General features: G+C 46.5%; 25 protein-coding genes and 1 riboswitch. Of the genes, 13 read left to right on the forward strand and 12 right to left on the reverse strand.

The features are described 5' to 3' along the window. Positions 1-62: 62 nt before the first annotated feature. The 4 genes from GK047_RS14560 to GK047_RS14575 all read right to left on the reverse strand — a co-directional run bounded on the left by GK047_RS14560 (position 63) and on the right by GK047_RS14575 (position 6330). Positions 63-281 carry a KTSC domain-containing protein gene (locus tag GK047_RS14560; RefSeq protein ID WP_163947750.1) on the reverse strand — a complete coding sequence of 73 codons (219 nt, stop codon included), beginning with the start codon at positions 279-281 and terminating at the stop codon, positions 63-65. 85 nt (positions 282-366) lie between these two features. Beyond that, on the reverse strand, positions 367-2775 hold the full coding sequence (locus GK047_RS14565; RefSeq protein ID WP_163947752.1) for a sugar phosphate nucleotidyltransferase: 2409 nt from the start codon (positions 2773-2775) through the stop codon (positions 367-369). A 213-nt stretch (positions 2776-2988) separates the two neighbouring features. Then, positions 2989-5814, reverse strand: a complete 2826-nt coding sequence (locus GK047_RS14570; protein ID WP_163947756.1) for a 1,4-alpha-glucan branching protein domain-containing protein — start codon at positions 5812-5814, stop codon at positions 2989-2991. A gap of 9 nt (positions 5815-5823) precedes the next feature. Further along, the gene (locus GK047_RS14575; RefSeq protein ID WP_163947759.1) at positions 5824-6330 is read right to left on the reverse strand and encodes a DUF4912 domain-containing protein; all 507 of its coding nucleotides are present in this window, start codon (positions 6328-6330) and stop codon (positions 5824-5826) included. Positions 6331-6538: 208 nt separating this feature from the next. Here GK047_RS14575 and GK047_RS14580 point away from each other — a divergent pair, with 208 nt between their 5' ends. Together GK047_RS14580 and GK047_RS14585 are read left to right on the forward strand one after the other, a co-directional pair. Further along, complete coding sequence (locus tag GK047_RS14580) at positions 6539-6961, forward strand: hypothetical protein (RefSeq protein ID WP_163947762.1); 423 nt, start codon at positions 6539-6541, stop codon at positions 6959-6961. Positions 6962-7379: 418 nt separating this feature from the next. Further along, a complete protein-coding gene (locus GK047_RS14585) occupies positions 7380-7520 on the forward strand; it encodes a hypothetical protein (RefSeq protein WP_163947766.1) in 141 nt (46 codons plus the stop codon). Here the strand turns inward: GK047_RS14585 and GK047_RS14590 are convergent. Further along, on the reverse strand, positions 7497-8138 hold the full coding sequence (locus GK047_RS14590) for a helix-turn-helix domain-containing protein (RefSeq protein WP_163947769.1): 642 nt from the start codon (positions 8136-8138) through the stop codon (positions 7497-7499). The genes GK047_RS14585 and GK047_RS14590 overlap by 24 nt on opposite strands. A gap of 196 nt (positions 8139-8334) precedes the next feature. Here GK047_RS14590 and sigI point away from each other — a divergent pair, with 196 nt between their 5' ends. Together sigI and GK047_RS14600 are read left to right on the forward strand one after the other, a co-directional pair. Continuing rightward, positions 8335-9117 (forward strand): RNA polymerase sigma factor SigI, encoded by a 783-nt coding sequence (gene sigI, locus GK047_RS14595; RefSeq protein ID WP_346010341.1) that lies wholly within the window; start codon positions 8335-8337, stop codon positions 9115-9117. A 29-nt stretch (positions 9118-9146) separates the two neighbouring features. After that, positions 9147-10484: an anti-sigma factor domain-containing protein gene (locus tag GK047_RS14600; RefSeq protein ID WP_163947771.1), complete on the forward strand. Its 1338-nt coding sequence runs from the start codon at positions 9147-9149 to the stop codon at positions 10482-10484. Between the two features lie 63 nt (positions 10485-10547). On the opposite strand, the gene GK047_RS14605 is transcribed toward GK047_RS14600, so the two are convergent. Beyond that, a complete protein-coding gene (locus tag GK047_RS14605; RefSeq protein WP_163947774.1) occupies positions 10548-11711 on the reverse strand; it encodes a PepSY domain-containing protein in 1164 nt (387 codons plus the stop codon). 241 nt (positions 11712-11952) lie between these two features. On the opposite strand from GK047_RS14605, the gene GK047_RS14610 reads away from it, so the two are divergent. Continuing rightward, the gene (locus tag GK047_RS14610; RefSeq protein WP_163947778.1) at positions 11953-12966 is read left to right on the forward strand and encodes an aldo/keto reductase; all 1014 of its coding nucleotides are present in this window, start codon (positions 11953-11955) and stop codon (positions 12964-12966) included. Between the two features lie 21 nt (positions 12967-12987). Beyond that, a complete protein-coding gene (locus tag GK047_RS14615) occupies positions 12988-14496 on the forward strand; it encodes a leucyl aminopeptidase (RefSeq protein WP_163947781.1) in 1509 nt (502 codons plus the stop codon). An 84-nt stretch (positions 14497-14580) separates the two neighbouring features. On the opposite strand, the gene GK047_RS14620 is transcribed toward GK047_RS14615, so the two are convergent. Further along, the gene (locus GK047_RS14620) at positions 14581-15138 is read right to left on the reverse strand and encodes a hypothetical protein (RefSeq protein ID WP_163947785.1); all 558 of its coding nucleotides are present in this window, start codon (positions 15136-15138) and stop codon (positions 14581-14583) included. A 256-nt stretch (positions 15139-15394) separates the two neighbouring features. Here GK047_RS14620 and GK047_RS14625 point away from each other — a divergent pair, with 256 nt between their 5' ends. From GK047_RS14625 to GK047_RS14640, 4 genes are all read left to right on the forward strand, one after another. Beyond that, positions 15395-16318 (forward strand): Gfo/Idh/MocA family protein, encoded by a 924-nt coding sequence (locus GK047_RS14625; RefSeq protein WP_163947788.1) that lies wholly within the window; start codon positions 15395-15397, stop codon positions 16316-16318. 28 nt (positions 16319-16346) lie between these two features. After that, entirely contained in the window at positions 16347-17321 is a 975-nt protein-coding gene (locus GK047_RS14630; protein WP_163947791.1) for a helix-turn-helix transcriptional regulator, read from the forward strand. Between the two features lie 79 nt (positions 17322-17400). Beyond that, positions 17401-17787 (forward strand): VOC family protein, encoded by a 387-nt coding sequence (locus GK047_RS14635; RefSeq protein ID WP_163947794.1) that lies wholly within the window; start codon positions 17401-17403, stop codon positions 17785-17787. A 13-nt stretch (positions 17788-17800) separates the two neighbouring features. Beyond that, complete coding sequence (locus tag GK047_RS14640) at positions 17801-18310, forward strand: DinB family protein (protein WP_163947798.1); 510 nt, start codon at positions 17801-17803, stop codon at positions 18308-18310. Between the two features lie 198 nt (positions 18311-18508). On the opposite strand, the gene gcvPB is transcribed toward GK047_RS14640, so the two are convergent. The 3 genes from gcvPB to gcvT are packed head-to-tail and all read right to left on the reverse strand — an operon-like array spanning position 18509 to position 22457. Beyond that, the gene (gcvPB, locus tag GK047_RS14645; RefSeq protein WP_163947801.1) at positions 18509-19984 is read right to left on the reverse strand and encodes an aminomethyl-transferring glycine dehydrogenase subunit GcvPB; all 1476 of its coding nucleotides are present in this window, start codon (positions 19982-19984) and stop codon (positions 18509-18511) included. Next, positions 19981-21336 (reverse strand): aminomethyl-transferring glycine dehydrogenase subunit GcvPA, encoded by a 1356-nt coding sequence (gcvPA, locus tag GK047_RS14650; RefSeq protein WP_163947804.1) that lies wholly within the window; start codon positions 21334-21336, stop codon positions 19981-19983. The genes gcvPB and gcvPA overlap by 4 nt, the downstream gene beginning before the upstream one ends. A gap of 29 nt (positions 21337-21365) precedes the next feature. Beyond that, entirely contained in the window at positions 21366-22457 is a 1092-nt protein-coding gene (gene gcvT / locus GK047_RS14655) for a glycine cleavage system aminomethyltransferase GcvT (protein ID WP_163947807.1), read from the reverse strand. A 213-nt stretch (positions 22458-22670) separates the two neighbouring features. After that, a riboswitch (glycine riboswitch) is annotated at positions 22671-22768 on the reverse strand. A gap of 206 nt (positions 22769-22974) precedes the next feature. Here gcvT and gcvH point away from each other — a divergent pair. Both gcvH and GK047_RS14665 read left to right on the forward strand, forming a co-directional pair. Then, positions 22975-23358: a glycine cleavage system protein GcvH gene (gene gcvH / locus GK047_RS14660; RefSeq protein WP_163947809.1), complete on the forward strand. Its 384-nt coding sequence runs from the start codon at positions 22975-22977 to the stop codon at positions 23356-23358. Between the two features lie 33 nt (positions 23359-23391). Then, positions 23392-23985 carry a sulfite oxidase-like oxidoreductase gene (locus GK047_RS14665; RefSeq protein ID WP_163947812.1) on the forward strand — a complete coding sequence of 198 codons (594 nt, stop codon included), beginning with the start codon at positions 23392-23394 and terminating at the stop codon, positions 23983-23985. Positions 23986-24400: 415 nt separating this feature from the next. Here the strand turns inward: GK047_RS14665 and GK047_RS14670 are convergent, their stop codons facing one another. After that, complete coding sequence (locus GK047_RS14670; RefSeq protein ID WP_163947816.1) at positions 24401-24760, reverse strand: MmcQ/YjbR family DNA-binding protein; 360 nt, start codon at positions 24758-24760, stop codon at positions 24401-24403. 296 nt (positions 24761-25056) lie between these two features. On the opposite strand from GK047_RS14670, the gene GK047_RS14675 reads away from it, so the two are divergent. Next, positions 25057-25554: a hypothetical protein gene (locus GK047_RS14675; RefSeq protein ID WP_163947819.1), complete on the forward strand. Its 498-nt coding sequence runs from the start codon at positions 25057-25059 to the stop codon at positions 25552-25554. 131 nt (positions 25555-25685) lie between these two features. On the opposite strand, the gene GK047_RS14680 is transcribed toward GK047_RS14675, so the two are convergent. Further along, entirely contained in the window at positions 25686-25844 is a 159-nt protein-coding gene (locus GK047_RS14680) for a hypothetical protein (RefSeq protein ID WP_163947821.1), read from the reverse strand. Positions 25845-26150 lie beyond the last annotated feature (306 nt).

The following is a 26150-nucleotide window of genomic DNA, read 5'->3' on the forward strand; positions in this document are numbered from 1 at the left end:
GCATATGCATCAGGTAAACGAAAAATCTCCGCCTTCTAGAAGGGGAGATTGGGTTGTATCCTTCACTGAGCGGGGGGACGCCCTTCTATGTACCTGGTCTCCGTAAGTCGCATTAGAGAGTCGTACCGATTCGTCGAGGTTACAATCAATAGATAATCATCCTCTTTCACATTGCTGTAAGATGCCTTAAAACCGGTATGATATTGGACAGTCATGCTAGAGGATTGATCGTCATACTCCACATAAGCGATTTGCCTGGAAACGATAGGAATCATGTTCATGCCGCTCTCTCCTTCATCTTAAGACTCCGAAAAATCCGTCTTCAGGTCTCCTGAAAAGAGCGGATTTTCTGTTATCAATATATGTTTACTGAAGCTCATTTAGAATGTGTTCCCGGTAGGTCTCCACAAGAGATTGGGCGATCAGTGGACTCGTTGATTGAGCGACTAACCGAAAGACGGGATCGTCCGCATCAGGCAGCAGAAGCACCCATCCATCCTCGTGATAAAACTTGATGCCATCGACTACATCCACTCGCGTATCTTTTGTGCGTTCCATTAGGCTTCGCATCACTTGACCTTTGTTAGCCCAAGGACAATCGATTCGTGCCCGGTGGAGATGAAAGCTTGGAAACAAGGAAAGGAGCTCAGAGAAGGGGACTCCGGTTCTTCCCAAATACAGCAGGACCAATCCGACGGCAAATAAGGAATCGAACAAAGGGTGCATGCGGGCTTGTTCCGTTGCTTCCAATATGGCGCGGGACCATTCTTTCGTTCGAATGATAGTAGCTCCAAGGCTCTCGGCCATGCTTTCCAAAAGATGCGGCGCGCTGACTGGTGCACCGATGGTTGCTCCGGGACGGTTGTGCAAATAACACAAGTAGAGGAAGACGGTTTGTAGATCATCATCAACCGTTATTCCATGCTCTGTTAGTAACTGCATACCTCGACCGTCATCGTTCAAGCGCAGACCCAGGTGCGCTTCGGAAAGGGGGACGAAGGCATGAAGCGACTCCTGTAAGCTCGATGTCGTTACATGTATAGCTTCAACGCCTAATTTTTCAAAGAAGGGAACAAGGAATGTTTGCAGCCATGGACTTGCTTCGATGACGGCGCGAAGGGGGGGAGCCTTCTTACGATCCTGTTCATTCGAAATTTCGCTAGCTAATGCATCGAGGTAGGTCCCAATCCAATATTCTTCTTGCTTGTAGCTTCCGATTTGCTCCGTCGAGGCTCTTCTATAGTCCTCCTGCCAATAGCTATTCTCTACTTTACGCTCTGCTGATCTTGTAATCGGCAGTCCTTCCGCATCTATGCAGGCAATCGAGCATAGCTCGCTTTTGCAGCCTGACCAATCGATATGAATACCTCCTGCTGTGCCTAATCGGCAGATAGCGAAGCTGGCTGCTGGAGCAATGGCATCCCCCAAGTCTATGACATTAGCTCCTACCGATTGAAGGCTAGCTGCGATTGTTCGTTTCAGCAGACGGGTGAATGGATGCGGTGAACAGCTAACCGTTAAGGTTTGGCCAATGGCTAAGCCAGCTCCGTAAGCGGTGGCGAATTTCGCCACGAATTCCGGCGTTATATCTAGATTGGGCACTCCGCTGATCCCGTGCGTCTTAAATAAAGATTTAGAAGCATTATCTCCCCAAATAAAAGAAGTATGAAGCCGCGTGTTTTGGCGTATTTGTTTATGGGGCCAAATTTTCACATTCGGTTGTATGTGGCTGCCAGCTCCGATAACAACATGGTTTCCGATAACGGAACCTTCCCCTAAAAATGAAGCTTTATGACTAATAATTCGACTAGTCAATGTAGAGCCGCTCAGTTCGTTATGCTCAGCAATATGATTGTTATCCCATAGAACACTTCGAGTCAGGACGCTGCCTTTGGAAAGTCGATTGTTTTTACCAATGATGCAGTACTCACCGATTTCTACATCTTCCTCAAGGGTACATCCCTCTCCAATGTAAGCGGGTCCGATTAGTCGTGTGCTCTCGTTTGTTGCAACGCCCTCTGCAAGATAAATGCCAGGTCGAATTTGTTTGCCAGGCATGTTGAGCTGGACTCTTCCATCGAGCATATCAAACTGGGTTTGACGGTACTGCTCTAGATTACCGATATCCGACCAGTAGCCAGAGCTAATATAGCCGTACAGGCCACTTTGTTCTTGCAGTAATGTAGGGAAGAGATGTTGGCTAAAATCAAATTCTTTGCCATGCGGGACTCGTTCTATCGTCTCTGGTTCTAAAATGTAAATGCCGGTATTAACGGTATCACTGAATACTTCTCCCCAGCTTGGTTTTTCTAAAAATCTGATAATCTGGCCTTCGTCGTCGGTCATGACAACCCCATATTCCAAGGGCTGATTCACGCGTGTGAGCACTAAGGTCGCTTTAGCTTGCCTCTGTTTGTGAAAAGCCAAGGGCTGTTCCAAATTAAAGTCTGTTAAGGCATCGCCACTTATGACGATAAACGTTTCGTCAAGAAAGGCTTGGGCATTTTTGACACTGCCTGCTGTACCAAGGGGCGTAGTTTCCTCGAAATATTGTATATTCACACCATAGGCATGTCCGTCTCCGAAATAGTCGCGAATAACATCAGGTTTATACTGCATCGTGACGGCGATATCGTGGATTCCATATTTCTTTAATAGATCAACAATGTACGCCATGCAGGGTTTGCCGATAAGAGGCACCATGGGCTTGGGGAGATGACAAGTTAGGGGCCGAAGTCGTGTTCCTCTGCCTCCGGCCATAATCACAGCCTTCATTAGTTAAACCTCCTAAGAGCTTTCCTTTAGGAAAGCTTTCTTCGTAAGCATGCACTGAGCTTTCCTTTAGGAAAGCTTTCTTCGTAAGCATGCACTGAGCTTTCCTTTAGGAAAGCTTTCTTCGTAAGCATGCACTGAGCTTTCCTTTAGGAAAGCTTTCTTCGTAAGCATGAACTGAGCTTTAGTATTGCTTTAGCAAGTGTTTTCTGCCTATCAGGTGCTCCCAACCCATTCTGATTGATGAGATGTCAGGTTATGATAGTCTTGCTGCACGTTCTTTGCGATATTGCTCCATTGGTAGTGCTCCTGTAAGGTGTAGTAGGCGGCATCCGCCATCTTGGCTCCTTGAGCAGGGTGCAGTAGAATTTCTGTAATGTGCCACGCCAAAGATTCGGTGTGACCAGGGAGTGCTTTGTAGCCTTCGATGCCATGCTGTATGATTTCCGCTAGACCGCCTGTATCAGAAACAACGAGGGGCTTATGGTTCGCCATTGCCTCTAAAGCTACGATTCCGAATGGTTCGTATAGGCTTGGAATCACACATACATCAGCTGCATGATAAAGCTGAGAGCGGTAAGCATCATCAACAAAACCTGTAAACCAAACTCGATCGCCCAAGTAAGCCGCTTGTTTGCGAAGCTCTTGTTCCATAGGTCCTGAACCGGCAATGACTAGACGAGCATATGGTATTTGAGAAAGAATGGCCGGCATTGCATCGATAAGGACTTGAATTCCTTTCTCATACACGAGGCGTCCAATGTAGAAAATAACTCGGTCGTGATGATTCAAGAAATCAACATTTTTGACTAAGTCTATATTTGAACTTGGTATTTGAATGCCGTTTGGGTACACGTTTACTTTCTCGTGCGGCAGACTGAAAATGTGTTGAACCTCAGCTTTCATATAAGTGCTACATACATAAACCCGATTGGCCTCGTAAGTCAGCTGCCATTCGATCTGATGAATTTTGCGTTGGAAGTCGGTTGTTAATCGCCCTTGATTTCGGCCCCATTCCGTTGCATGAATGGTCGCCACGAGTGGTAAGTCGAAGCTCAATTTGATTTCTCTGGCCGTATGCATAACCATCCAATCATGCGCATGCAGGAGATCAATCCGCCCTCCGTGCTCTTTCCAAAGCAGAAGGTGATCAATCATCGCAAGGTTCATTTCGAACGTCCAATGATAAAAGTGCGTATCGCCAGAAGAGTCGATAGGGAGTCTGTGAATGTATACTCCATTTAGTTTTTCAAAGCTCGGTGCGCCATAATGGGACGTTGTGAGCACATGTACGACTTCTCCTTCAGCCGCAAGTGCTTCGGATAGTTCGTGTACAGCTCGTGAAAGACCTCCGACCTTCTTAGGCGGATACTCCCATGAGAGCATGAACACGTTCGGGCGGTGCTTTGTTTCTTCTAACAGCGTTTCCCAATCGTCCAGATTTGGAATAATAGGAATCGGAGAGGCACGATGGAGGCTTACGTAATCTTGATAGTTGATTTCAGGAAAGCAGTTATCGTTCGCTTCCAAAGCGGCTAAATCAACCTCGTCTACTTGTTCTCGCTCAATTTGATCGCATAGATGGTGGAAGCAAGCCAAGTGGTTTTTCGTCCTCTTAACGGCATAATCGACAACGGTTTGTGCATCCATGATGAACGCCCAATCACTGCTCTGTGCTAGCAGCAGCTCTCTTGCCGCTTGATTTAGAGCCCGTTTGAGTAAGCTTGCTTGAAGGTGCGCATGATTGATTAAGTGTTCGTGTTTCGTTGCCAATCGAATCAGACGTTCCTCTGCTTGATGCAAATGACGATAAATCCAATCATTATTTCCCTGCAGCCATACTTCGGCTGAATGGTTTCGCCCCCAACTGGACTCATTCAATTTGCCAACATCAGCTATCGGATACTCGTGAAGATATTCATTGGGCGTAATCATTTTAATAGTTTGCTGTTCGTGAAAGATTTTACGGCATAGCCTTTCGATCCAAAGAGGACCTTCATACCACCAGTGGCCGAACAGCTCTGCATTGTAAGGTGACACGATGAGGGGCTTGCGATCCAGCCAACGATGCCAATGCTCAGCTTGCTTCTGACGATTAAACAGAAAATCGGCGGCATGCTCGCTCACTTTCTCCGAAGCCCGATCGGGCTGATAGGGCTCTCGGTGGCTGCCTTTGACTGTCATGCGATAATATTTGATGCAGCCCAGATCCCAATCGCGGTGATACTCCCGATAATTGAAGTCTCCGGGATAACCGTCCTCGGAACTCCAAATTTGCCTGGTTGATTCTGGATCCCGCGGGAAGGCACTAACGCCATAAGGCGTCATGAGCGGAGCGTATAGTTCTCGGTTAGGCTGCGGAGAAGCCAAAGCGACTGCAGCGGAATCAGAGAAAAAGTAATCAATGCCGTACTGTTTCAGAATGCGGTCAATGCCTGGAGTGAAGCCGCATTCGGGCAGCCAAATGCCACGTGGCTTTGTATGGAAGTATCGCTCATAATCGCGAACTGCTGTTGCGATTTGCGCTTTGATCGCTTCTTCCGTTTTCATGAGAGGAAGGAAGCCATGCGTAGCAGCGGAAGTGACGATTTCGATATAACCCGCATCTTGGAAATGTTTGAACCTTGTAATGACATCGCCATGACAGCTTTCGTAGAGCGCTTGGATTTCCCGGAAACGCGCAGCATAGCGCTGTGCAAGCGGCAGCAGCGCTTTGTTTTTTTGCAGTCTGATTTGCTCCTTGTCGGCAAGCTCGATTAGCTTATCAAGGTAAGAACGATATCTGGCTTGCATCAAGGGATCGCTGAAAAGGGAGAGCAGGGTGGGTGTCATTGAGAAGGTAATACGGAAATCAACTTGATCAGCGATAAGTCGATCCATCATTTCAACGAGCGGTAGATAAGTTTCGGTCATGGCTTCGTGAAACCAACGTTCTTCGATGTAATCATCCCGGTCAGCGTGACGAATATAGGGCAGGTGCGCATGTAGGACAAGCGCAAAATAGCCATTGAGTTCAGGCTTTTTTTTGATCCGATTGAACATGCAGCATCGTCACCTCATAGTGGGAGAATAGGCTTGAATATTTTCGAAGAAATGCGGTGTAATTCGATTGTATACATGATTTGAATTAGCTTCTGTAACAACGTGTTGAATCGGATCCCCCCATAGGGCCACGGCATCTTTGGGAGTTGCCACGGAGTTAGAGCGAAGCAAGGGAATGAACTCGTGTTCCCATGAGTAAGTGCCAATATCGACCAAATAGGTGCGATCGGCTTTAAGATTGTGAAGGTACCAATTGTGGGCTTCAGGTGTCGTCGTTACGTCCTGATAAGTATGGGCATTGCTGCCGTTAAAAAGGATGCAGGTCACATCGTAAACGCGCAGGACTTTAGGCATTGTTCCATAATCACATTCAAAGTGCTGCGAGATGAGCCATCTCCGTCTGTCACTAATTTCCCAGTATACATATAGCGTGTGAGCATCTACTGCCATAAGATGAAGCAAGTCCTTATGATAGCGATCAGGCATCTCGAATTCGGCGATAGGCAGAGCCTTCAAATGAAGTCCTCCTCGTTCAAGTCATTTGACTGTTTTCAGGATTCGCTTCTGCTTTGAAATTTATGCGTTGTTTGTTAAAATCTACACCTACAGGAAAAAAGGAATTTCAAGGTGTCCTGACGAATATATTTGGGGTAATCCGGGTGAACAAAAGTTTAAGCTTACGATGCAAGCTTTCTTAACAGAAAGCTCTAAGGGAGGGAGATCCATGAGTTTTTGTTGTGGAGCCAGTATGATCGGAACGAAAGGAACTTTGAAGCACATTCGTACACAAATCCACAATGTGCCGATACTCTTTTGCCCGGTATGTCACCGCATTGAAGTTCATTATCTTGTAGAGAACGAATATGAGATATTAGCGGAATACGCCCATGGCGATGGGGCAGCCGAGGTAGATTTTGTTGAATATGTAGATGGCAAAGACCATATGCTGCATGACAATTGCGTAAATCATGAGGGCGAAGAGCCATTAGATATTGTACGCAGTCAGATTGACATGGCACTGGACCTGATGAGTGTTGCTCAAACAATCGGAGATACCGAGTGGGAAGATCAGCTCAAGAAGCGTTTAAAGATGCTTAGTTTGCGCAGAGATAGGCTCAAAAATAAAAAAACCTCCAAGCATATGTAGGAGGTTCACTCGATATAACAGCCGCTTTCCTTCCAATTCGAAGGATAAGCGGCTGTTTCTTTGTAGAAGATCAACACAGGAGGTCTTGCAGCAAGTTGGCAAACTCTTTTTGCAAGTTCCGGCTTAATGGTATTTTCGAAGACAAATGCTTCATATGAATCAGAAATCTGCGTGAAGTGGGGAAACCTTGCTTTCTGGATAGCAATCTGAAACTTCGGGAAAAGAACGGGTTTTGCTAAAAAGTATAGAGAGCCTAGATCATGGAATGAAGTCAGCACATGGTCAATATTCGTTGTCCACTAACCATAATCACTTTATGGCTGCATTCTCGTAGCTATGGTGAGGTTGAGAATTGGTTTTACTTTCTTATCGCACTATACGAAAATTGTGCAAAGAGAATGCAGGTTTTTACTTATTTATGCTGGTGGTTATTCTAGGTATCGCCTATCGAAACACGCTTCAAGCTAACATGCTTAGTACGCTTATGCCTTACCAAATGCTAAGTATGGCAACGATAATTTTTATTTATGTGACATTACGAAAAGAGATGGGAGCTTAACGATGGAGTGGAAGCTTCTGACTCGAACTTCATGTCCACACCTGTATTGGCAGCCACAAATTCAAGAATCGCTTCATGATATTTTTTTTGAGCAAGGGCCGCGATCGTGACAAAGATTTCTTCATTTTTAAAATCAAAATAAAGTTTGCCCTCTGCGGGGGCATACTTATTTATTTTGTTCATATTTACAAACAAATTTGTATCCAACTTCACAAAATCCCTGTCAGTTAACGTTTCAATCAGTGTAGTAAAATCAACAAGAGAATCTATCATTTCCTCGGAATAACCTTCATAAGTGTAATATCGCACACTTTTTATGCCAAATTCAAGATACCAGATGTCAGACAACTGAATCTCTGTAAATGTATGCGAGGACGTATTTTCCTCCAAATAACCAGCTTTCATTAATAACTCCGTATAGGAGTATTGATAGGCAAGGGATAGCTTTCTCAACGTTTCAGGGGATGGTTTGATCACATCATTCGTGGTACGATTACGTCCTAGCTCCAAATCCCGAATATAAGCATGGGACAAGCCGCTTTTATCGGCAGCTTTGCGCAAGGATATTTTACCGCGCAGCTCCTCCAAAAATTTTCCAAAGCTATTTGTAGGTTCCAAATGTAACACCTCCCTATTCAATAATTGTAAAGGATTAATGATGAAATTGAAACCGTAGGCTAGGTTTTATTTCCCATTTGGTGCTCATTTAGCCATGTATGGTATAATAAATTTATTTTTATTTGGTTGAATATCAAAAACGTACCCCCCAATTGTTATCAACAGGGACGAAATTACTATATTGCGAGGTGGAACGGTGCTACTTGTACTATTCAAAAAGTTTCTCGGCAAGAAGCATGCCGGAGGACGAAGTGATACTGAACCCTCTCCATTAGAGGAAATGATACATCAAATACAAGACGGGGACCTGCGACTTCGGAACCAGTTCATCTCCGATTATCAGCCCTATGTGGCTAAAGTCACAAGCAGGTTCTGTAAGAGGTATATCGACCCTGCCAGAGACGATGAATTCAGCATCGCTCTCGGCGCTTTTAATGAAGCGATTAATCAATATTCAGCAGTGATGGGCCGCTCCTTCCTGGGTTTCGCGGAAACCGTTATTCGTCGCAGACTGATTGATTTCTTGCGAAAAGAGCAGAAATTCAAAGGACAGATTCCTTACAGCTCTTTCGATCAGGAGGATGAAGAAGACAGCTTCATGAATCCAATTGAAGTTCATCAAGCCATTGAAGCTTACGAGAAGCAAAAAGGGCTGGAGGAACGGCGCAGTGAAATTATTGAGTTTACCCGATGCTTGAAAGATTTTGCTATAGCATTTTCTGAATTAACCGAAACGTCACCTAAACACGATGATTCTCGTCAAATGCTGTTTGGGATTGGTCTTACCCTTTCACAGGACGCAGAGCTTATGCGCACTCTGCTGACGAAGCGGCAGCTGCCGATTAAGGAGCTGCTTGAACAAGTACAGGTCTCAAGAAAGACACTGGAACGTAACCGCAAATTTATAATTGCAGTAGCACTTATTTTTAATGGTCCTTACCCTTATTTGCGGGATTATCTACATATTAGAGTCGATTAGTTATAGTTAAAGAAAGGGAGAAACAGCGCATGAACAAGGGAATCGTAATGGAATTAAGCGAGAGCTCCATTATCGTCATGGGTCCAGACGGTCGGTTCGATAAGCTTCCAAGAGGTACACGGAACTGTGAAGTTGGGGAAGAAATACTTTACGCTCCAATAAATAGTCGTTTGAAGGTACCGCAAATGGCTATTGCATCGGGATTGGCAGCAGCTATCGTTCTATGTTTTGTATTAGTTTCCACATTGACAGGAAATGTTCCGGGGGGTCAAGTCGTTGCTTACGTTACGATAGATATTAATCCCAGTGTAGAAATTGGCATTGATAATCAGGAAGTCGTTCAGGATCTGCAGGGATTGAATTCGGATGGAGAAAATTTAATTAAAGCGTTGGCGTTCAAAGGGAAATCTTTGGAAGATGTTACATCTGAGATTCTGGATAAGGCAGAGCAAGGGGCGTTGTCTAAAGGCGAGGGAGATATTATCATCAGCAGCACGGTCGTTCAAGATAAAACGGTTGTTAGTGATGAGGCGATCGCTACCAAGCTGAAAGTCCAGGTCAACAAGCATATTGAGCAAGCGCATCCTGACCAGGTTAGAAATTATGAAGTTACAGCATTTGCTGCACCGCAAGAAGTGAGGCAGGAAGCCAAAGCGAGCGGTGTGTCAGCGGGCAAATATGCCATCTATCTGAATGCATTGGACAATGGAACCAAAGTATCGCTTGATGACATTAAAACCGTATCGATCCATCAGCTTGCCAAAGATAACGGTGGCATCGATAAATTCGTGAAGCCAGAAAAGCCAATTGACAAAACGACGCTCAGAAAGCTTGTCGAAGATGAGAAATCTGGCAAATTGAATGAAAAAATGGAGCAGCTTCAGAATGATAAAGCAGCCAAAGATAAGAACGATAAAAATGATAAGAACGATAAAAATAGCAATAAAAATAATAACAACAAGAATAGTGTGAAGCCAACTAAAACCCCTTTACCGAGGAACGACAAGAATGATGGTAAGGATAACAATGACGATTCTAGACCAACGAAGAGACCCGACAATCGCGATGACAAAGACGATAACGGAGATCCCAAGAAAGATTCGTCTGGAAATCAACCATCCAGTACAAAACCTGCGAACAAACCCATAAGCTCTAATAAGCCTACCTCTAAGCCATCCTTAAAGCCGTCCCCCACCACTAAACCAGGGTCTGGGGACGATTCCGATTCTAAAGGAAGAGATAATAATCGGGATAAAAATGAGGATGCTAACCGAGGAAGAGATAGCAATAAAGATGATCGGTCTAAAGATAACCGTGGAAGAGATAACAACAAAGATGATCGATCTAATGATGATCGAAGAAATTAGCCGAAAAGATAAATACCCCGTGCCCACTTCTTCAAATAGAAGCGGCACGGGGTATTTTACCTTTTACTCAGACGCACTGACAGTAGGCATTTGAGCCTTGAGAGGAAAGGCAGGAGTAGTAGCGGGTGTTTTTTTCTTTTTCCGCCGGACGCGAACTTTCAGCTGCCAGATAACGAGTCCCGTGATCATCAGGAAAAGCGGCATTAACCCCATGATGACACTGAAGATTTTAACGGGTTCTCCACCCCATGTTGCGTAGTGGAGCCCTTTTTTTAACGCATTATAGAAAGTGATACCTGCATAAGGATTTGTTTTACCTAAAATTTGACCCGAATAGGGGTCTTCATAAACAGTGACGTTGTTGGACCCATTAAGGCTGAAGCCATCTTTCATTGCAAGCTGATAAGTCTGATCAGGCTTAACGGGAAGCTGAACGCGAATAAGTTGATTTTGAGGAAACGCTTCTTTCGCATTTTGCACGATCACATCGAGAGAAAGAGGCTCTTTGTCCTTCGTTTTTGTTTTCGTCCAAGCTGCGGGTATCTCTGCTTTCGTATTTACGCCAAACCAACCAAACACATATTTATCTACATGAAGTGCTGTACCCGTGATCGCAAATACAAGTAAGAATGGAATCGTCACAATTCCAATGGTTTTATGAAGGCCTTGATTGAGAGGAAGCTTACCCTTCTTACGGATAATTCGAAAACCGCTAGCGAATTTTTTAAGGCCTGGCCACCATAAGTAGGCGCCAGTAACTAAAATAAAGATTAAACCAAGTCCCATCACGCTACCGATCAAAGAAGCTTTTGTTTTACCAAGGAGGTCACCTACAAGTAAGTAACGGTGCAGTTGGACTACTTTAGTAAAAAAGGCATCTCGTTCGGGCCCGACGGGTCCTAGAACTTTACCTGTGCCGGGATCAACATAAACGGTATGTGTGGCGGTGTTACCATTTACGTCTTTCGTTACACGAACATGATAAAGGCCATCTTCATTCGGTATATCGACTCGATCCGCATTAAAGCCAGGATAAGCTTGTTCCGCGTTTTGCTGGATCGTATGTATGGGGGTATCGCCAGGTGTAGCTTGATAAAGCAGGGGATGAGTCATTTTCTGAATGTCATCTTCAACGACAAGCATACTACCGGTCGTACAAATAACGACGATGAATAACCCAAGGAATAAACTGACAATAAGATGAAGTTTTAAAAGCGTTCTGCGCACAAGATGTTCCTCCCAATATTTGAGAATGATTATCAAACTCATGATGTCTCGTTTCACATGATAATAATTCTCAATTCTAATGTCAATAACTTTTTTGCAAGTAACTTAACATGGTATGACATGAAAAGGGGTAACTCTTCTTATATGCATCCTTTCATGGAAAGAAAGGTGGAGTTGTATTACAATACATTCATGTGCATTTAAATCGAGCATTCATTTTTGAGGGAAGGGAGCTTTGGCTTTGAGATACACAGCTTTCGGCAAATCGGGCTACAAGGTATCCTCACTTGGATTCGGAGCCATGAACCTTCCAAGTGTTCCGCTAGAACAAGCTAGAGAAACACTCAACTATGCCTTAGACCATGGCATTAATTACATAGATACCGCAGCGGCATATCGCAACAGTGAGGAAATTATCGGTGAGTGCATTTCGCATCGCAGAGAGGACTACTTTTTGGCTACGAAGACAGGGGCCAGGGATTATGCGACAGCCAAATCGGAGATCGAACGAAGCTTGGTAAGAATGAAAACGGATCACGTAGATTTGCTTCAAATTCATTATGTAAACTACGTGCACGAGTTTCAAGAAATTATGGCGGAAGGCGGCGCTTATGAAGCCGCTTTAGAAGCTCAAAGAGAAGGCAAAGTTAGATTTATCGGAATTACGGGGCATCGTCCAGATTTGTTGACGAAGTGGATCGCCAAAGGGCAATTCGCCCAAATCCTGTTTCATTTGAACCTGGCACAGCCGTTTGCTAGGGATACGCTCATACCTACAGCAACCGAAATGGGGTTGATGAAGGTAGCCATGAAGCCATTATCTGGCGGGTTTATCCAGCCTGTTGAGCTTGCTATTCGCTATCCTTTCAGTCAAGACGTGCACGTGACGATCTCAGGGATGGTGAGCGTGAAGGAAGTGCAGGAGAATTTGGCCGCTCAGGCAGAAGAAGTCGGCAGTACTGAGCGACAAGAGCTAGAGCAGTTGGCGATTGAATTGGGTCAGCATGATTGCAGACGCTGCAATTATTGTTCATGCCCGCTTGAAATTTCAATTCCCGATGTGATGATCGCTAGCAAGTTTAGGGAGAAGTTCGGTTTGCTGCCGAAAGGTGACGGATTTTTCCAAAAACAAAAGGATAGGATAACAGGCTGCGCTGATCATGATCCTTGCAAAGAAAAACCACTTTGCGAGGACAAATGTCCTTATCATTTGCCGATGCAAAAGGTTGTGCAGTCGGCTGCTTCTTACTATTAAATGAAAACAAGGAGAACGAATATGTTTATTAAGATAACGGATATAACCACACAGGTGTTTACTTCGTATAGCAATAATGAGGCGCAGGCAGACGCAATTGTAATCTGCTTAACCGAATCCGAGCTACGGCAGGGCGCTGTCCTCGGACAGCCGCAGCTTGATCAGGCTCTTCAAGGCTTAAAAGAGAAGGGCATATTCACTGGCGCCTCAGGCGAACTTGAGGCGCTGCCTACGCATGGGCTGCTGCCGTACGCCTACGTGCTTGTGGCGGGGCTAGGCCCCGTCACTTCACGCGAAACGCTGCGTGCAGCCTCGGTCTATGCAGCGCGCGAGGCTCTCGCGCTGCGGCTCGAACGCTTGGCGTTGAAGCTGCCAAGCAGCATTGACAGTCGGTCAGCGGTTATCGCATTGACCGAGGGGCTACTCCTCGGTACGTATCGCATCGCGTCGTACCGCAAGAATGAGCCTGTACGCGCGGAGTTGCGTCAGGCCGTGCTGCTTACAGAAGCGGCTGCGGACGCAGCGCTTCTGGCGCAAGCGATCGCAACCGCGGAGACGGTTGCGGAGGGCACGAACTATGCCCGGGATTTGACGAACCTCCCGGGCAACAAGCTTGTTCCGGCTTCCCTCGCAGAGGAAGCCATGAAGCTGGCCCAGCACTGCGGCTTTGCTTGCGAAGTGCTGGACGAGCAGGAGATTGCCGCCCGCGGGATGGGCGGTTTGACAGCGGTTGGCGCTGGCAGCGTCAACCCTCCCCGGTTGATCACCCTGCAATACAAAGGGGATCCAGACTCCACTGACGTGCTTGGAATCGTCGGCAAAGGAGTGACCTTCGATACAGGAGGGATCTCGATGAAAGACCCTGATGGTATGGAAGAAATGATCAGCGATATGGGCGGTGCTGCATCGATTCTAGGCGCCATGCACGTCGTAGGACAACTAAAGCCAAAGGTGAATCTAATTGTTGTCATCCCGTCAGCAGAGAATATGACCTCAGGCGCGGCTTATCGTCCTGGCGATGTGGTTACACTGCTTAGCGGGCATTCCGTTGAGGTTTTGAATACGGATGCGGAAGGACGTATTATTTTGGCCGAGGGTCTTACTTATGCCAAGCAACTAGGCGCAAATCGGTTAATTGATGTTGCCACTTTGACAGGGGCGGTTCTGATCTCTTTCGGGGATGTCGCTACAGCAGCAGTGACGAACGATGATGAATTCCTTAAGCCTTTTATGGGTGCAGCCGCGCAAGCGGATGAGAAGGTTTGGCAGCTGCCGAACTATCCAGAATATCGTGCCATGCTCAAAAGCGATGTAGCCGATGTTCGGAACTCCACAGGGACAAGCCGCTGGGCAGGCGCGACTACAGCAGGGTTATTCATCGGTTTCTTTGCTGAAGAAACCCCTTGGATTCATTTGGATACCGGTGGTACCGCTTGGCTGTGGTCTGAAAAAGGTACCGAGCCTAAAGGCGCAACAGGTGTTATGGTACGGACATTAGCCAGCTATTTATGCGGCTCAGCTATCTACTAAAAAAGTCACCCGCTCTGAGTTAAATCAAAGGCTCTCCATGAATGTTCATGGAGAGCCTTAAACGCAGAATGAAGGGTGACTTTTTTATGCTCCGAGGCTTCGACCTGCTGAAGTAGGCTTCGTCTGTGGTAAACGTAACAGCTCATTCAAGTCCGACATCCGAATAACCAGACGGTTAATTTCATTCGTCGTATAGGAAAGCTGTGTGGTCCGCTGCTCTAGCTGAGTCAAGTTAATGCCAATCCAGTTTTTTTTGTTGGCATTATACTGGAGATCATACTTTAGTACCGTTAACGAAGCGGCAAAAGGATTGGGCTTGACATAGACGTCTTTCATAACGTCCTCTAAGTTAAAAAATAGCTTGCCACGCTTCCATTTCACATAACCCGGTTCAAAAAGGATCACAAGCAGATCGGAATCCGCAGCTTCGGCATTTTCCATCTTGATTAAACGAACCGCGCCTTTAGCTTGATTGGGGTTAATAAACTGATTTGAACGAAAATCAGGAAGAAAGGGCACGATGAGAAGCGGGCCAATACTCGCGATATACAAATAAGTGATTGACTGAAATAAAAGAGAGAGTACAATAAAAATCAAAAAGAGCAATAAACTTATGAGAAGTCCAAACTTGTTTGATTTCATAGTAATTCGATAATCCCGCCTGACATGATAGATTAGGTAGACAGTCCTATTTTAACATAATCGACAGATAGATTGTAAGTTCTAATATCAATCATTCAACAAAAGTGTGGATTGAGGAGTTTTTCTCTCTACTATTTCTGGACAATGAAGTTAAGAGATACGCCAAAACGTGGAACGACCCATGCATATCGCTTCCTATACGGCTTTTACCGGGATCGCTGCATGATTAAATATGCTGGGCATAGGAGTGATCAGTATGACGAAGAAAAGAATCGGTTTAATCGGTTTGGGAGATATTGCACAGAAGGTGTATCTTCCTCTGCTGTCTGTGAATGAGCAAGTTGATATCGTGGGACTCATGAGCTCAACGCAAACAACTGTTGATCGGATGATGATGAAGTATAGAGTTCCTTTCGGTACTACAGATCTAAATGAACTGCTCGATCAAGAGCTTGACGCTGTATTCGTTCATAGTCCAACAGCTACGCACTATGATATTGCGATGCAAAGTATAGAAAGGGGCGTTGCGGTGTATGTGGATAAGCCACTTTCCTATCAATGGGAGCAATCACTTGAGATGGCTTCATTTGCTGAAAAGAAAGGCATCTTATTGGCAACTGGGTTTAATCGTAGGTTCGCGCCACGCTATGTGGAGGCTAAACAGTGGCTGCAGGAGGCAGGGGGCTTTGATTGGGCTTCAGCGGTCAAGCATCGGACGAAGCAGCAGGGCCATAGCGCCAAAGAAACGCTCTATGACGATCTGATTCATATGTTAGATCTCCTAATATGGCTAGGAGAAGTGCCCTATGAGGTGAAAACTTACAACCAACATGCGGATTCAGAGGGGAAGCTGCTCCATGCATCTGGAACGCTGGATTTCGGTAGTGCGGTAGGAACGTATAGTATGGTTAGACGCGCAGGGTTTGATATGGAAAAAGTAGAGCTGCATGGAAGCGGCAGATCTGTAGAGATTACCAATTTGGAGCATGCTGTTTTTTATGAAAAAGGCGCAGCACCGAGTTTCCGTTCTTTTGGCAGTTGGGATACTGTACTGGAAAGAAGAGGCTTCGCCAGTGTCGTTGAACATTTTTTAACTAGCTTGGGTAGTCCAGATTCATGCAGCATTCGCGCAGATCGTGTACTCGATTCCCATCAATTAGTAGAGCGTTTATCTATCTAACTATTTGGCGAGGAAAGGAATCACTGTTATGTCCAAAGCGGACCATATGCTCTCCATTTTATGGCTATTAAAGTCTCGAAAGCGAGTAACGGCTAAGGAATTAGCCGAAAAACTGGAGATAAATGTACGCACCGTATATCGGTATATCGACGCTCTATGCGCGAGCGGCGCTCCCATTATTTCTGATTCTGGTCATCACGGCGGCTACAGCTTATTGGGTCAGTTTAATGAAGCGCCATTATTGTTTGATCTGGGTGAACAAAAGGCGCTTATTCATGCCGCTCAATTCGCTCAAGAGGCGGGATATCCTTACGGTGAGAAACTGAATCAAGCCATTGCCAAACTTAAAATGTATACGAATCAAGAGCAGCTTCATCAAATCAACCTGCACGAGCAAGGCTTGGATGTTATCCAGCCGCAGGCAGACGCATCCCAAGTATCGATGCTTCAAGAAGTTGAGGTAGCCGTAGCTCAAAGCTGTACGCTGTTTATCAATTATCAAAAAGGCTACGGTACTTCAACGCAAGAGCGTCAATTGAATCCCTACGGTCTCGTTTGCTGGAAAAGCAAATGGTATCTGGTGGGCTACTGCCATCTCCGAAGTGAAGTGCGCAGTTTTCGAATCGATCGAATTCGAACATTGCTGACAACAGGGGAGCGATTCGAGCGGCCTGCGGAGTTCTCGGCACGGCAATTTTTGTTATCTACGCTTCTACCAAGCTCGGACAAGCTGGATCAGCTCCTTTCTGTAAAGATTGCAGGGAAAGAACAGGCCATAGATGATTTATGCGGTCACTGGTTTTTGGCGCATGGACTCGTAGAACGATCCCAATTAGAGGCGCATTTTAAGCTAGAGGAGCAGGTGCTGTTTCATAGGCTTCCCTACTTTCTTCTTAATTATGGAGGAACCGTTAAGATTCTAGAACCAAAGGTCCTGCAGATGAGAATGGTCGAAGTAACAAGAGACTTGCATAAGTATTATGAAGCTCAACAAATTGACTGACCGTCTCTGTCAGTGAAGGTGGTTAAGATGAGAGTATGACCAACTATCACTTAACCTTAATTCTTGAAGGAGACGAATCATGAATTTGTTGCAAATACGTATCTTAGTAGCCGATTTTCAAAAAAGTGCAGCTTTTTATCAAGATATCCTCGAATTGAAAGCAGATTGGTACGAGGAAGCGCAAGAATACGCGTTATATCACACAGGGGCTGCTCGTATCGAGCTGTTATCACGGAAGGCCATGGGAGAATCAATTGGAGAGGATTTGGTCCCAAGCGAACCTTATGTAACTAACTTTGTTCTAAACATAGAGGTTCCAGATATAGATGCGTTCTATGTTCGCGTTTGTGAGAAAGGCGGTACCTTTGTTAAAGAACCGTTCAACCTGCCCGCATGGGGAGTTCGGCTTGCTCATATTCGTGATGTGGATGGCACCTTAATTGAGGTCTACGAATCAAAAAAATGAGGAGGTTTGAACTATGGAGAGTCAGTTAATTAAAAATTATGAATACCATGTTTGGGCAAATACGCGGGTGTTTCAGCACCTTAGTAAGCTCCCTCAAGGGGTACTGCTTCAAGAAATCTCCAATGTGTTTCCTACCATCTACGAAGGCTTGGTCCATATTTTTAGAGTAGATACAGTCTGGCTTGCAGCCATGAATAATTTCACCTATGAGCAAACCAAAACGCTCTTAGGTGAAATTAACGAGAAAACGACTGGGAAAAATCTAGAACAGTTGGAAGCAGAGTACTTAAATTTGGCTGAGCAGTATAGGAATTTCCTCAGCAGCGATGCAGATATGAAGATTGTGAAAGAATATCCACATCCAATGCATGGCGTACTGCGTGCTAGTACAGAAGAGCTTGTCCAGCACGTTGTTAATCACGGTACCTACCACCGTGGCAATCTCACATCGATGCTCCGCCAATTAGGACATGCGGGTGAGCCTAGTGATTACGTGCTTTATTTATATGAAATAAACGGATAATGGTGCATGATCCCTTGGGCTCAGGTACAAAGCATATAAAAGCTAGATCATCCGGATGAACCCCCGTTCTGATATAAACTTTTTTACAAAAAAACGCCTCCATCGCCACACTAGCTTGTGGTTTTGGAGGCGTTTTTGCACATGATTTGGGAGTCGCTCATTCACTGATATCCCTTGGAGATCTACTAACTGCGTTAATTAACCGCAAGAGCAGTTTAAGACTGGTTTACGGGCGGCAAGCGCCTCGTCCATACGACTGACAATGGTGGTGTAAGGAGCGTTTTTGACGAGTTCTGGGTTTTCTTCGGCTTCTTTGGCGATAGCAATCATTGTGTCGACGAATTCATCGAGTGTTTGTTTGCTTTCCGTCTCAGTGGGCTCAATCATGATACATTCCTCAACGTTGAGAGGAAAGTAGATGGTTGGCGGGTGATAGCCAAAATCGAGCAGTCTCTTGGCGATATCGAGCGTGCGGACGCCGAACTTCTTCTGACGGTTGCCAGACAACACAAATTCATGTTTGCAGAAGCGCGGATGCGGCACGTCGAAATGAGGTGTTAGTCTTGCAAGCATATAGTTGGCGTTCAGGACGGCAAATTCAGAAACTTTGCGCAAGCCTTCTGGACCTAGGGTGCGAATATAGGTGTAGGCTCGGACGAGGATGCCGAAGTTTCCGTAAAAGGCCTTTACTCGACCAATTGATTGTGGGCAGTTGTAGTCAAAATAGAAGTTTCCGTCGTGGCGCTTAGCGACGAGCGGTGTTGGCAAGAAAGGAATTAATTTTTCTTTGACACCCACCGGGCCTGCACCGGGACCGCCGCCGCCATGAGGAGTACTCATTGTTTTGTGCAAATTGAGATGGACGACGTCGAAGCCCATATCGCCCGGGCGTGTGATGCCCATGATCGCGTTGGCGTTGGCGCCATCGTAATAGAGCAACCCGCCTGCGGCGTGGACGATCTCTGCAATTTCGACGATTTGTTCCTCGAACAAGCCAAGCGTGTTTGGATTAGTCAGCATGAGCGCTGCGGTATCGGGACCGACTGCTTTGCGGAGCTCCTCCAGGTTAACAAGGCCGCGTTCGTTGGATTTGATGGTAATGGTTTCGAAGCCAGCTACGGTGGCGCTAGCAGGATTAGTTCCATGTGCAGAATCAGGGCAGATGACTTTGGTTCTATGGTCACCGCGACTTTCGTGGTAGGCCCGGATCATCATGAGTCCGGTCCATTCTCCATGTGCGCCAGCGGCAGGTTGAAGGGTTACACGATCCATGCCTGTGAGGGCTTCAAGGTCATTCTGGAGATTGAAGAGCAGCTCCATTGCGCCTTGAAGGGATTCTTCGGGCTGGTACGGATGGATCTTAGCGAAGCCTGGGAAGCGGGCGACGTCTTCATTTATTTTGGGATTATATTTCATTGTACAAGATCCTAGCGGATAGAAGCCGTTATCGACACCAAAATTACGGCGTGAGAGAGCCGTATAGTGACGAATAACATCTACTTCGTACACCTCGGGCAGCTCAGCGGCGTTTGTACGTTGGAATTTTGCGGGCAGAGCTTCGTTTAGATCGATGTCAGGAACATCGGATTGAGGTAGCGCATAGGCAACGCGACCAGGGTGGCTCATTTCAAAAATAAGGGCTTTGGCGTTTAGATTCACGTTGTTTTCGTTCATACAAGCTCCTCCAATGCAGCGGCGAAGCTATCGATATCTTCGCGTGTTCTTTGTTCCGTAACAGCGATTAGCATATGACCGTCTAGCTCTGGGTAGTCGCGGCCGAGATCGTAGCCGCCGATTATATTATGTTGCAGGAGCTTACTGTTCAGCTCCTGCACATTGGTACCGCTCGGCAGCTTGACGGCAAATTCATTAAAGAAGCTGCCTGTCAGCGGAAGCGATAGCTTGCCAGAAGCGGTGAGTCGCTTGGCCGCGTAGTGGGCTTTTTGGACGTTGAGCTTGCCAACGTCCTGAATGCCTTGCTTGCCCATTGTGGATAAGTATACGGATGCGCAGAGCGCAAGAAGCGCTTGGTTAGAGCAAATGTTCGAGGTGGCTTTCTCACGTCGGATATGCTGTTCCCGCGCTTGGAGGGTAAGGACGAAACCGCGTTTGCCATCGCGGTCAACGGTTTGCCCGACGATGCGTCCCGGCATACGTCGCATCCAGCTCTCGGCGACGGCGAAGTAGCCGCACGTAGGTCCACCCAGCGAAGCTGGGATGCCGAGCGGCTGGCAGTCGCCGACGACGATATCGGCGCCGATTGTGCCTGGCGCCTCAAGAAGACCCAGCGTGAGCGGGTTTGCGCTCACAACGAGCAGTGCGCCCGCGCCGTGCGCGTGCGGCTCCACAGCCGCGAGATCCTCCAAGCAGCCGAAGAAATTCGGCGATTGGACGATGACGGCGGCGGTGTCCCCGCTGAGCTTGGAAGTAAGGTCTACGAGATCCGTCACGCCCTCTGGCGTAAGGCCGATCTCGACCACTTCCAAGTTCAGTCCGCGTGCGGTAGTACCTAGAATTGCACGGGCTTCGGGATGCACCGCGCGTGAGACGAGCAGTTGTTTACGCTTCGTCGCGCCGCTTGCTAGGGCGCCTGCTTCAGCAAGCGCTGTGGCGCCGTCGTACATCGAAGCGTTCGCCACGGCCATACCCGTGAGCTCACAGATGTATGATTGAAATTCGAAAATCGCCTGCAGCTCGCCTTGGCTGATTTCTGGTTGATAAGGCGTGTACGCGGTGTAGAACTCCGAGCGTGAAATAACATGGTTAATCACCACGGGTAGGTGGTGATCGTAGATGCCTGCGCCGAGGAAGCTGGCATACCGATCGAAGTCGGCATTGCGGCCCGCCAGACAGCGCATGTAGCGAAGTAAGCTTTGCTCATCCAGGGCTGGGGATACGTCCAGTTCACCCTGGAAGCGTACTTTCTGAGGGATATCTTGAAACATCTCATCAATGGACGAGATGCCGATCGCTTCTAGCATGTCCTTCTGATCCTGCTCGGTAATCGGTAAGTAGCGATGCTTCATGTCAGCGTAAACTCCTTTCGCGCTAGCGGCTATGGTTTTCTTTTATAAAAAGGGGTTGCGACGATGTTCGCTTTGACTTGTGTCCCTCTAATTTCAATATACAGCTCAGTGCCTAGCGCACTGTAGGCGGAATCTATTAAGGCTAAACCAACATTGGTTTTGTAAGTAGGGGACTGTGTACCTGTTGTAACCTCACCGATCTGCTTGCCGTCTACGAAGACGGGGTAATGCGGACGCGGAATTCCGCGCTCAAGCATTTCGATGCCGACTAGCTTTCGCGGCGTGCCGTTTGCTTTTTGTCCAGCGATCACCTCACGCCCTATGAAATCGCCTTTATCTAGCTTCACAAAGAAGGAGAGACCAGCTTCCATAGGTGTAATATCCTTGGAAAGCTCTTGTCCATAAAGGGGTAGACGGGCTTCAAAGCGAAGCGTGTCGCGGGCACCCAATCCTGCTGGCAACAAGCCGTGCTCCTGACCGGCATTTAGCAGCGTTTTCCACAGTTTTATCGCGTCATGTTGGTTGATGTAGAGCTCGAATCCGTCTTCGCCGGTGTAACCTGTGCGTGAGACGAGGGCTTGAATGCCCGAAACATTAACGTCTTGCAGGAAACGGAATGTTTTCAAGGAATGAATGGGAGCATCGGTAACTTTTGCTAAAATTTGCTCTGCATGAGGGCCTTGTAAAGCCAGCATTGCGGTTTCGTCGGACACATTGGTCAGGTCTACGGTACCCGTGAGATTTTGCTGCATCCACGTCATATCTTTGTCGATGTTGGATGCATTTATGACCAGCATGTAGCTGTCATCTGCAAGCTTGTAAACGAGCAGGTCGTCTACGACGCCGCCATTTGGATAACACATAAGACTGTATTGGCATTGACCAGCTTCCAGCTTGGATACATCATTGGTCGTCAAGTTCTGCAAGAAGAAGAGGGAGTCAACTCCGCTTACCCGGACCTCGCCCATATGGGACACATCAAAGAGACCGGCCTGCTGCCTAACTGCATCGTGCTCTTTTTGAATCCCAGCGAATTGAACGGGCAGCTCCCAACCTCCAAAATCAATAACGCGTGCTCCATGCTCCGCATAAACCGGAAAGAGCGGTGTTCGTTTTAGCATGCTCGTATCCTCGCCTTCGATCCACATTTTTAGTACTTCGGTTATTTTGCCCAAAATGCAAAAAAGAGCAAAAAGTATGCAACACAAATACCATACTTTTTGCCCTGTCCTTTGTACCTGAGAGTTACCTCGCTTCGACTGATCGTCTGACAAGTTTCCCCTTGGGTGTCCGGTTCCCACTATTCGCAGGCAGTCCGAAGCTCTCCAGAGATGCGTCCGATACAGGTCCTTTGTACCTGAGAGATTCACCACTATTGGGCTTACTCCTTCGGCGCCGCACCTTGCTCTGCGGTCTCTCCCTGCACCATCATTCGCTTATATTTAGTTATCTTCACATTATTATTATGTGCCTAAATTGGTGTATATTGTCAACCTTAACTTTTTGGAATTAGCGTTCTGTATACAGGACTTTGCTTGTTTGTCTAATTTTTTTGATTTTCAAATGTCCGCCTTGACTTTGATGTTCCCATTGGATTAAGCTAAAAGCAAAATTTGCTGGTAAGCGAGGCGTTGAACGATGAGTGAAGTACAAGCCAATTTGTTATATACCAAAGAGCATGAATGGGTGCAGAAGCTGTCTGAAACCGTTGTACGTGTAGGGATTACGGATTTTGCCCAAGATCAGCTGGGGGATATTGTGTTTGTGGAGCTTCCGAAAATCGGAACAGCCGTTACTGCGGATGAAAGCATTGGCAGTGTCGAATCAGTTAAAACGGTCTCGGATATTTTCTCCCCGGTTTCGGGAAAAGTAACAGCTGTGAACAGTGCACTGGAAGGCTCTCCAGAGCTGGTCAATAGCGCACCCTTCGGTGAAGGCTGGATGGTGGAAGTCGAGGTTTCAGGCGCAGACGCACTGGAAGGTCTTCTTACTGCTGCAGAGTATGAGGCATACATCGGGTAGCGACCATTAGGTCAATGAATTGGAGGTTTTCCCATGCTATTCGGGCAAAAGCCCCAAGAACACAAGGATCGTGTTCCGCCTGGGCAAACGCTAACGCAAGGCTGGCCCGTGCTTCACTATGGATCTGTGCCTTATTATAACGATATGAGCAAATGGGATTTGCGAGTTTTTGGGCACGTTGAAGAGGAATTTACGATCTCGTACAAAAATTTTATGGCGCTTCCGCGCAAGAAGTTCGCCAACGATATTCACTGTGTAACCACATGGTCTAAGTTGGACAATGTGTGGGAAGGCGTGGCTGTCATGGAAATCATGAATAAAGTAAAGATCAAACCTGAAGCCACGCACGTCATGCTGCATGCTGAGCATGGCTGGTCCACGAACCTGCCTTTGGAGGATTTCCTCCGTGAGACGTCTTTTTTTGGCATCAGGCACAACGGACAGCTGTTGACACCAGATCACGGGGCACCAGTGCGGATGGTTGTGCCGCATTTGTACTTTTGGAAAAGTGCGAAATGGTTGCGCGGAATCGAGCTTATGACGAAGGATAAGCCAGGCTTCTGGGAGCGAAACGGGTATCACATGTACGGTGATCCGTGGCTATCTCAAAGATACGATTTCGAATAAAAAGGCTAGGACTTAAAGTCCCAACCTGTGATGCAGGCCTTGGTGTATGTGCCAGGTCCACCTTTTGGTGCTGTAACCTCTTCAATTTGATACCATATAGCACGAAGAAATTATTGTAAGTAAATATTGTGTATGTTACAGTTGAAATAACAAAGAAGACGTGCGCTAACACGTCTCCCAGTCACAATAGCCGCTTTTAAGGGAGTCTTCCAAATGGAGGGCTCCTTTTCTTTGGATTTGGATCGTTTAGAGATTTATTTGGTACTAATAGTTAGGGTTTCGGAGGATGTAGAACGATTGTAAAGAAGTAAAATTAGGATTGAAATTTGACGCAAATAACGATAAGGATGTCCATTCGGATGTCCTTATCGTTATTTGCGTTCTTCTCTGGGCACGACAGCCTCAGGCAAGCTCATTAGCTAGAAATTAGCGCTTGTCTTTCGGATTTCGTTAGTTTGGCAATAACAAGTTGGTACGATTCTTGGAGCATGACTACAAGCACTTCATCGGGTACAGTTCCGTTTAATACGACGGTGTTCCAATGTTGTTTATTCATATGGTATCCAGGAAGTACGGTACCAGGGTAGGTTTGACGCTGCAGCCAAGCTTCATCGGGAGATGTTTTTAAATTAATACTTTCCACACCTTGCTGATTGCCGAATAAGGCGAACATTTTTTCCCGAACGAAGAGCACAGGTTGTTGGGGATCAAACGGGTAGCGTAAGCTGGTTCCTTTGTAACTTAGTCCTAACGCAATGATTTGCTCGTGATTCATGATCATCTGCCACCTTATTTATGATTCTAGAGATTGCTTGTTGGACCCACTGAATATTCGGGAACAATTCGGGCTGTTCCTTAACTTTAGCATGTACGCCTGCAAGACTTCAATATGCGTTCCATGTACTTTATTGGCCCGAGGCCATCTTCTTCAGACAATGTGTAGCAAGGAAAGTTCAGAAAGTCACTCCCGAAGTTCAGTAATTAACTCCGATTGCCTGTGCCAAGAACAGTAAATTAACTAGGTGCATATCATGGCGTAGGAAAGATGAGATGACAAGAAGGAGTCACGCTATGATTACAAATGCGAATCAGCTGCTTGATGAACGTCAGCCTGCACCAGCTTACCACTTGGGCAAACAAGAAACTACAGACAATCTAGCACAATTTAAAAACCAGTATATTCGCGTTCACGTAAAAGATATGGGATGGGTGATCGCTCAATTGCTCGGATCAGAACCAGGTGGCGTTGTAATGTTAAATGGTTATTATCCAGGAAACCCAGCTCCCCAATTTATGCGTATTAATCGCGCAGAGCTAACGGGCTTATCCCCTCTAGGTTTTACTCCGCCGTCTGAAATCACCGACCCTCTTCAGGCTCCCAATCTGACTATGAACCAACCTCAAGTTAATTCCTCGGTGATAGGCGGAGGTTGGACTGTTCCTGGCTATGGCGGCGGTTATCCAAATCCAACGCCCGGTTATGGTGGGTACCCAAATGCTTCTCCAGGTTATCCTGCTTATAATCGGAGTGAATATGTGGTATGGGTTCCTTATCAGGTGTGGATCTAAATACTTAAATAGCAAAGGCAAGTCATTCATATTCACGCGTCCTATCATTTGAATGCGGGCGGGAAAATACGATTGAAACAAAACAGGCAGCCCCGGATGTTCGTTCTAGTTGGCTGCCTTCGTGTCTTTATTCAGTTATCTTTCTTCTTATGACAAGCGCCTAGATACCGTTCCACTTGCGCGCGAAACATTGCCGCGTATTTACAGCTGCGACTTGTGCGATCCTTCTTATACGATCTTGTGCGTCCAGCAGCAAATGATCCGGCCCGCGAAGCGAGCTCATCTCGCATCCAAGATACAGAAGCCGGAACCTAAACCACAACTCCTTGAAATATAAGGCTCAGCACATTGTTTACATGTATTCAGCGTATTCTTGTGGGAACATTACAACAAAAAAGCAGTCCAAAACTGATATGCTCCCCTTACGGTAGACAGGTGAAATAATAAAACCTGTTGCTGTAAGGGGAGCTTTTTCATGTCAAAAAGAAAATACGGAGCTGCGGAAAAACTCATTATCCTTAATGAAGTATCAAGTGGACAACTAGGTTTTCTGGCCGCAGCTAAGAAATATGAGATCAATAAAACGACTTTAATGA

This window comes from Paenibacillus sp. SYP-B3998 (genome assembly GCF_010820665.1).
Classification (GTDB): Bacteria; Bacillota; Bacilli; order Paenibacillales; family NBRC-103111; genus Paenibacillus_E.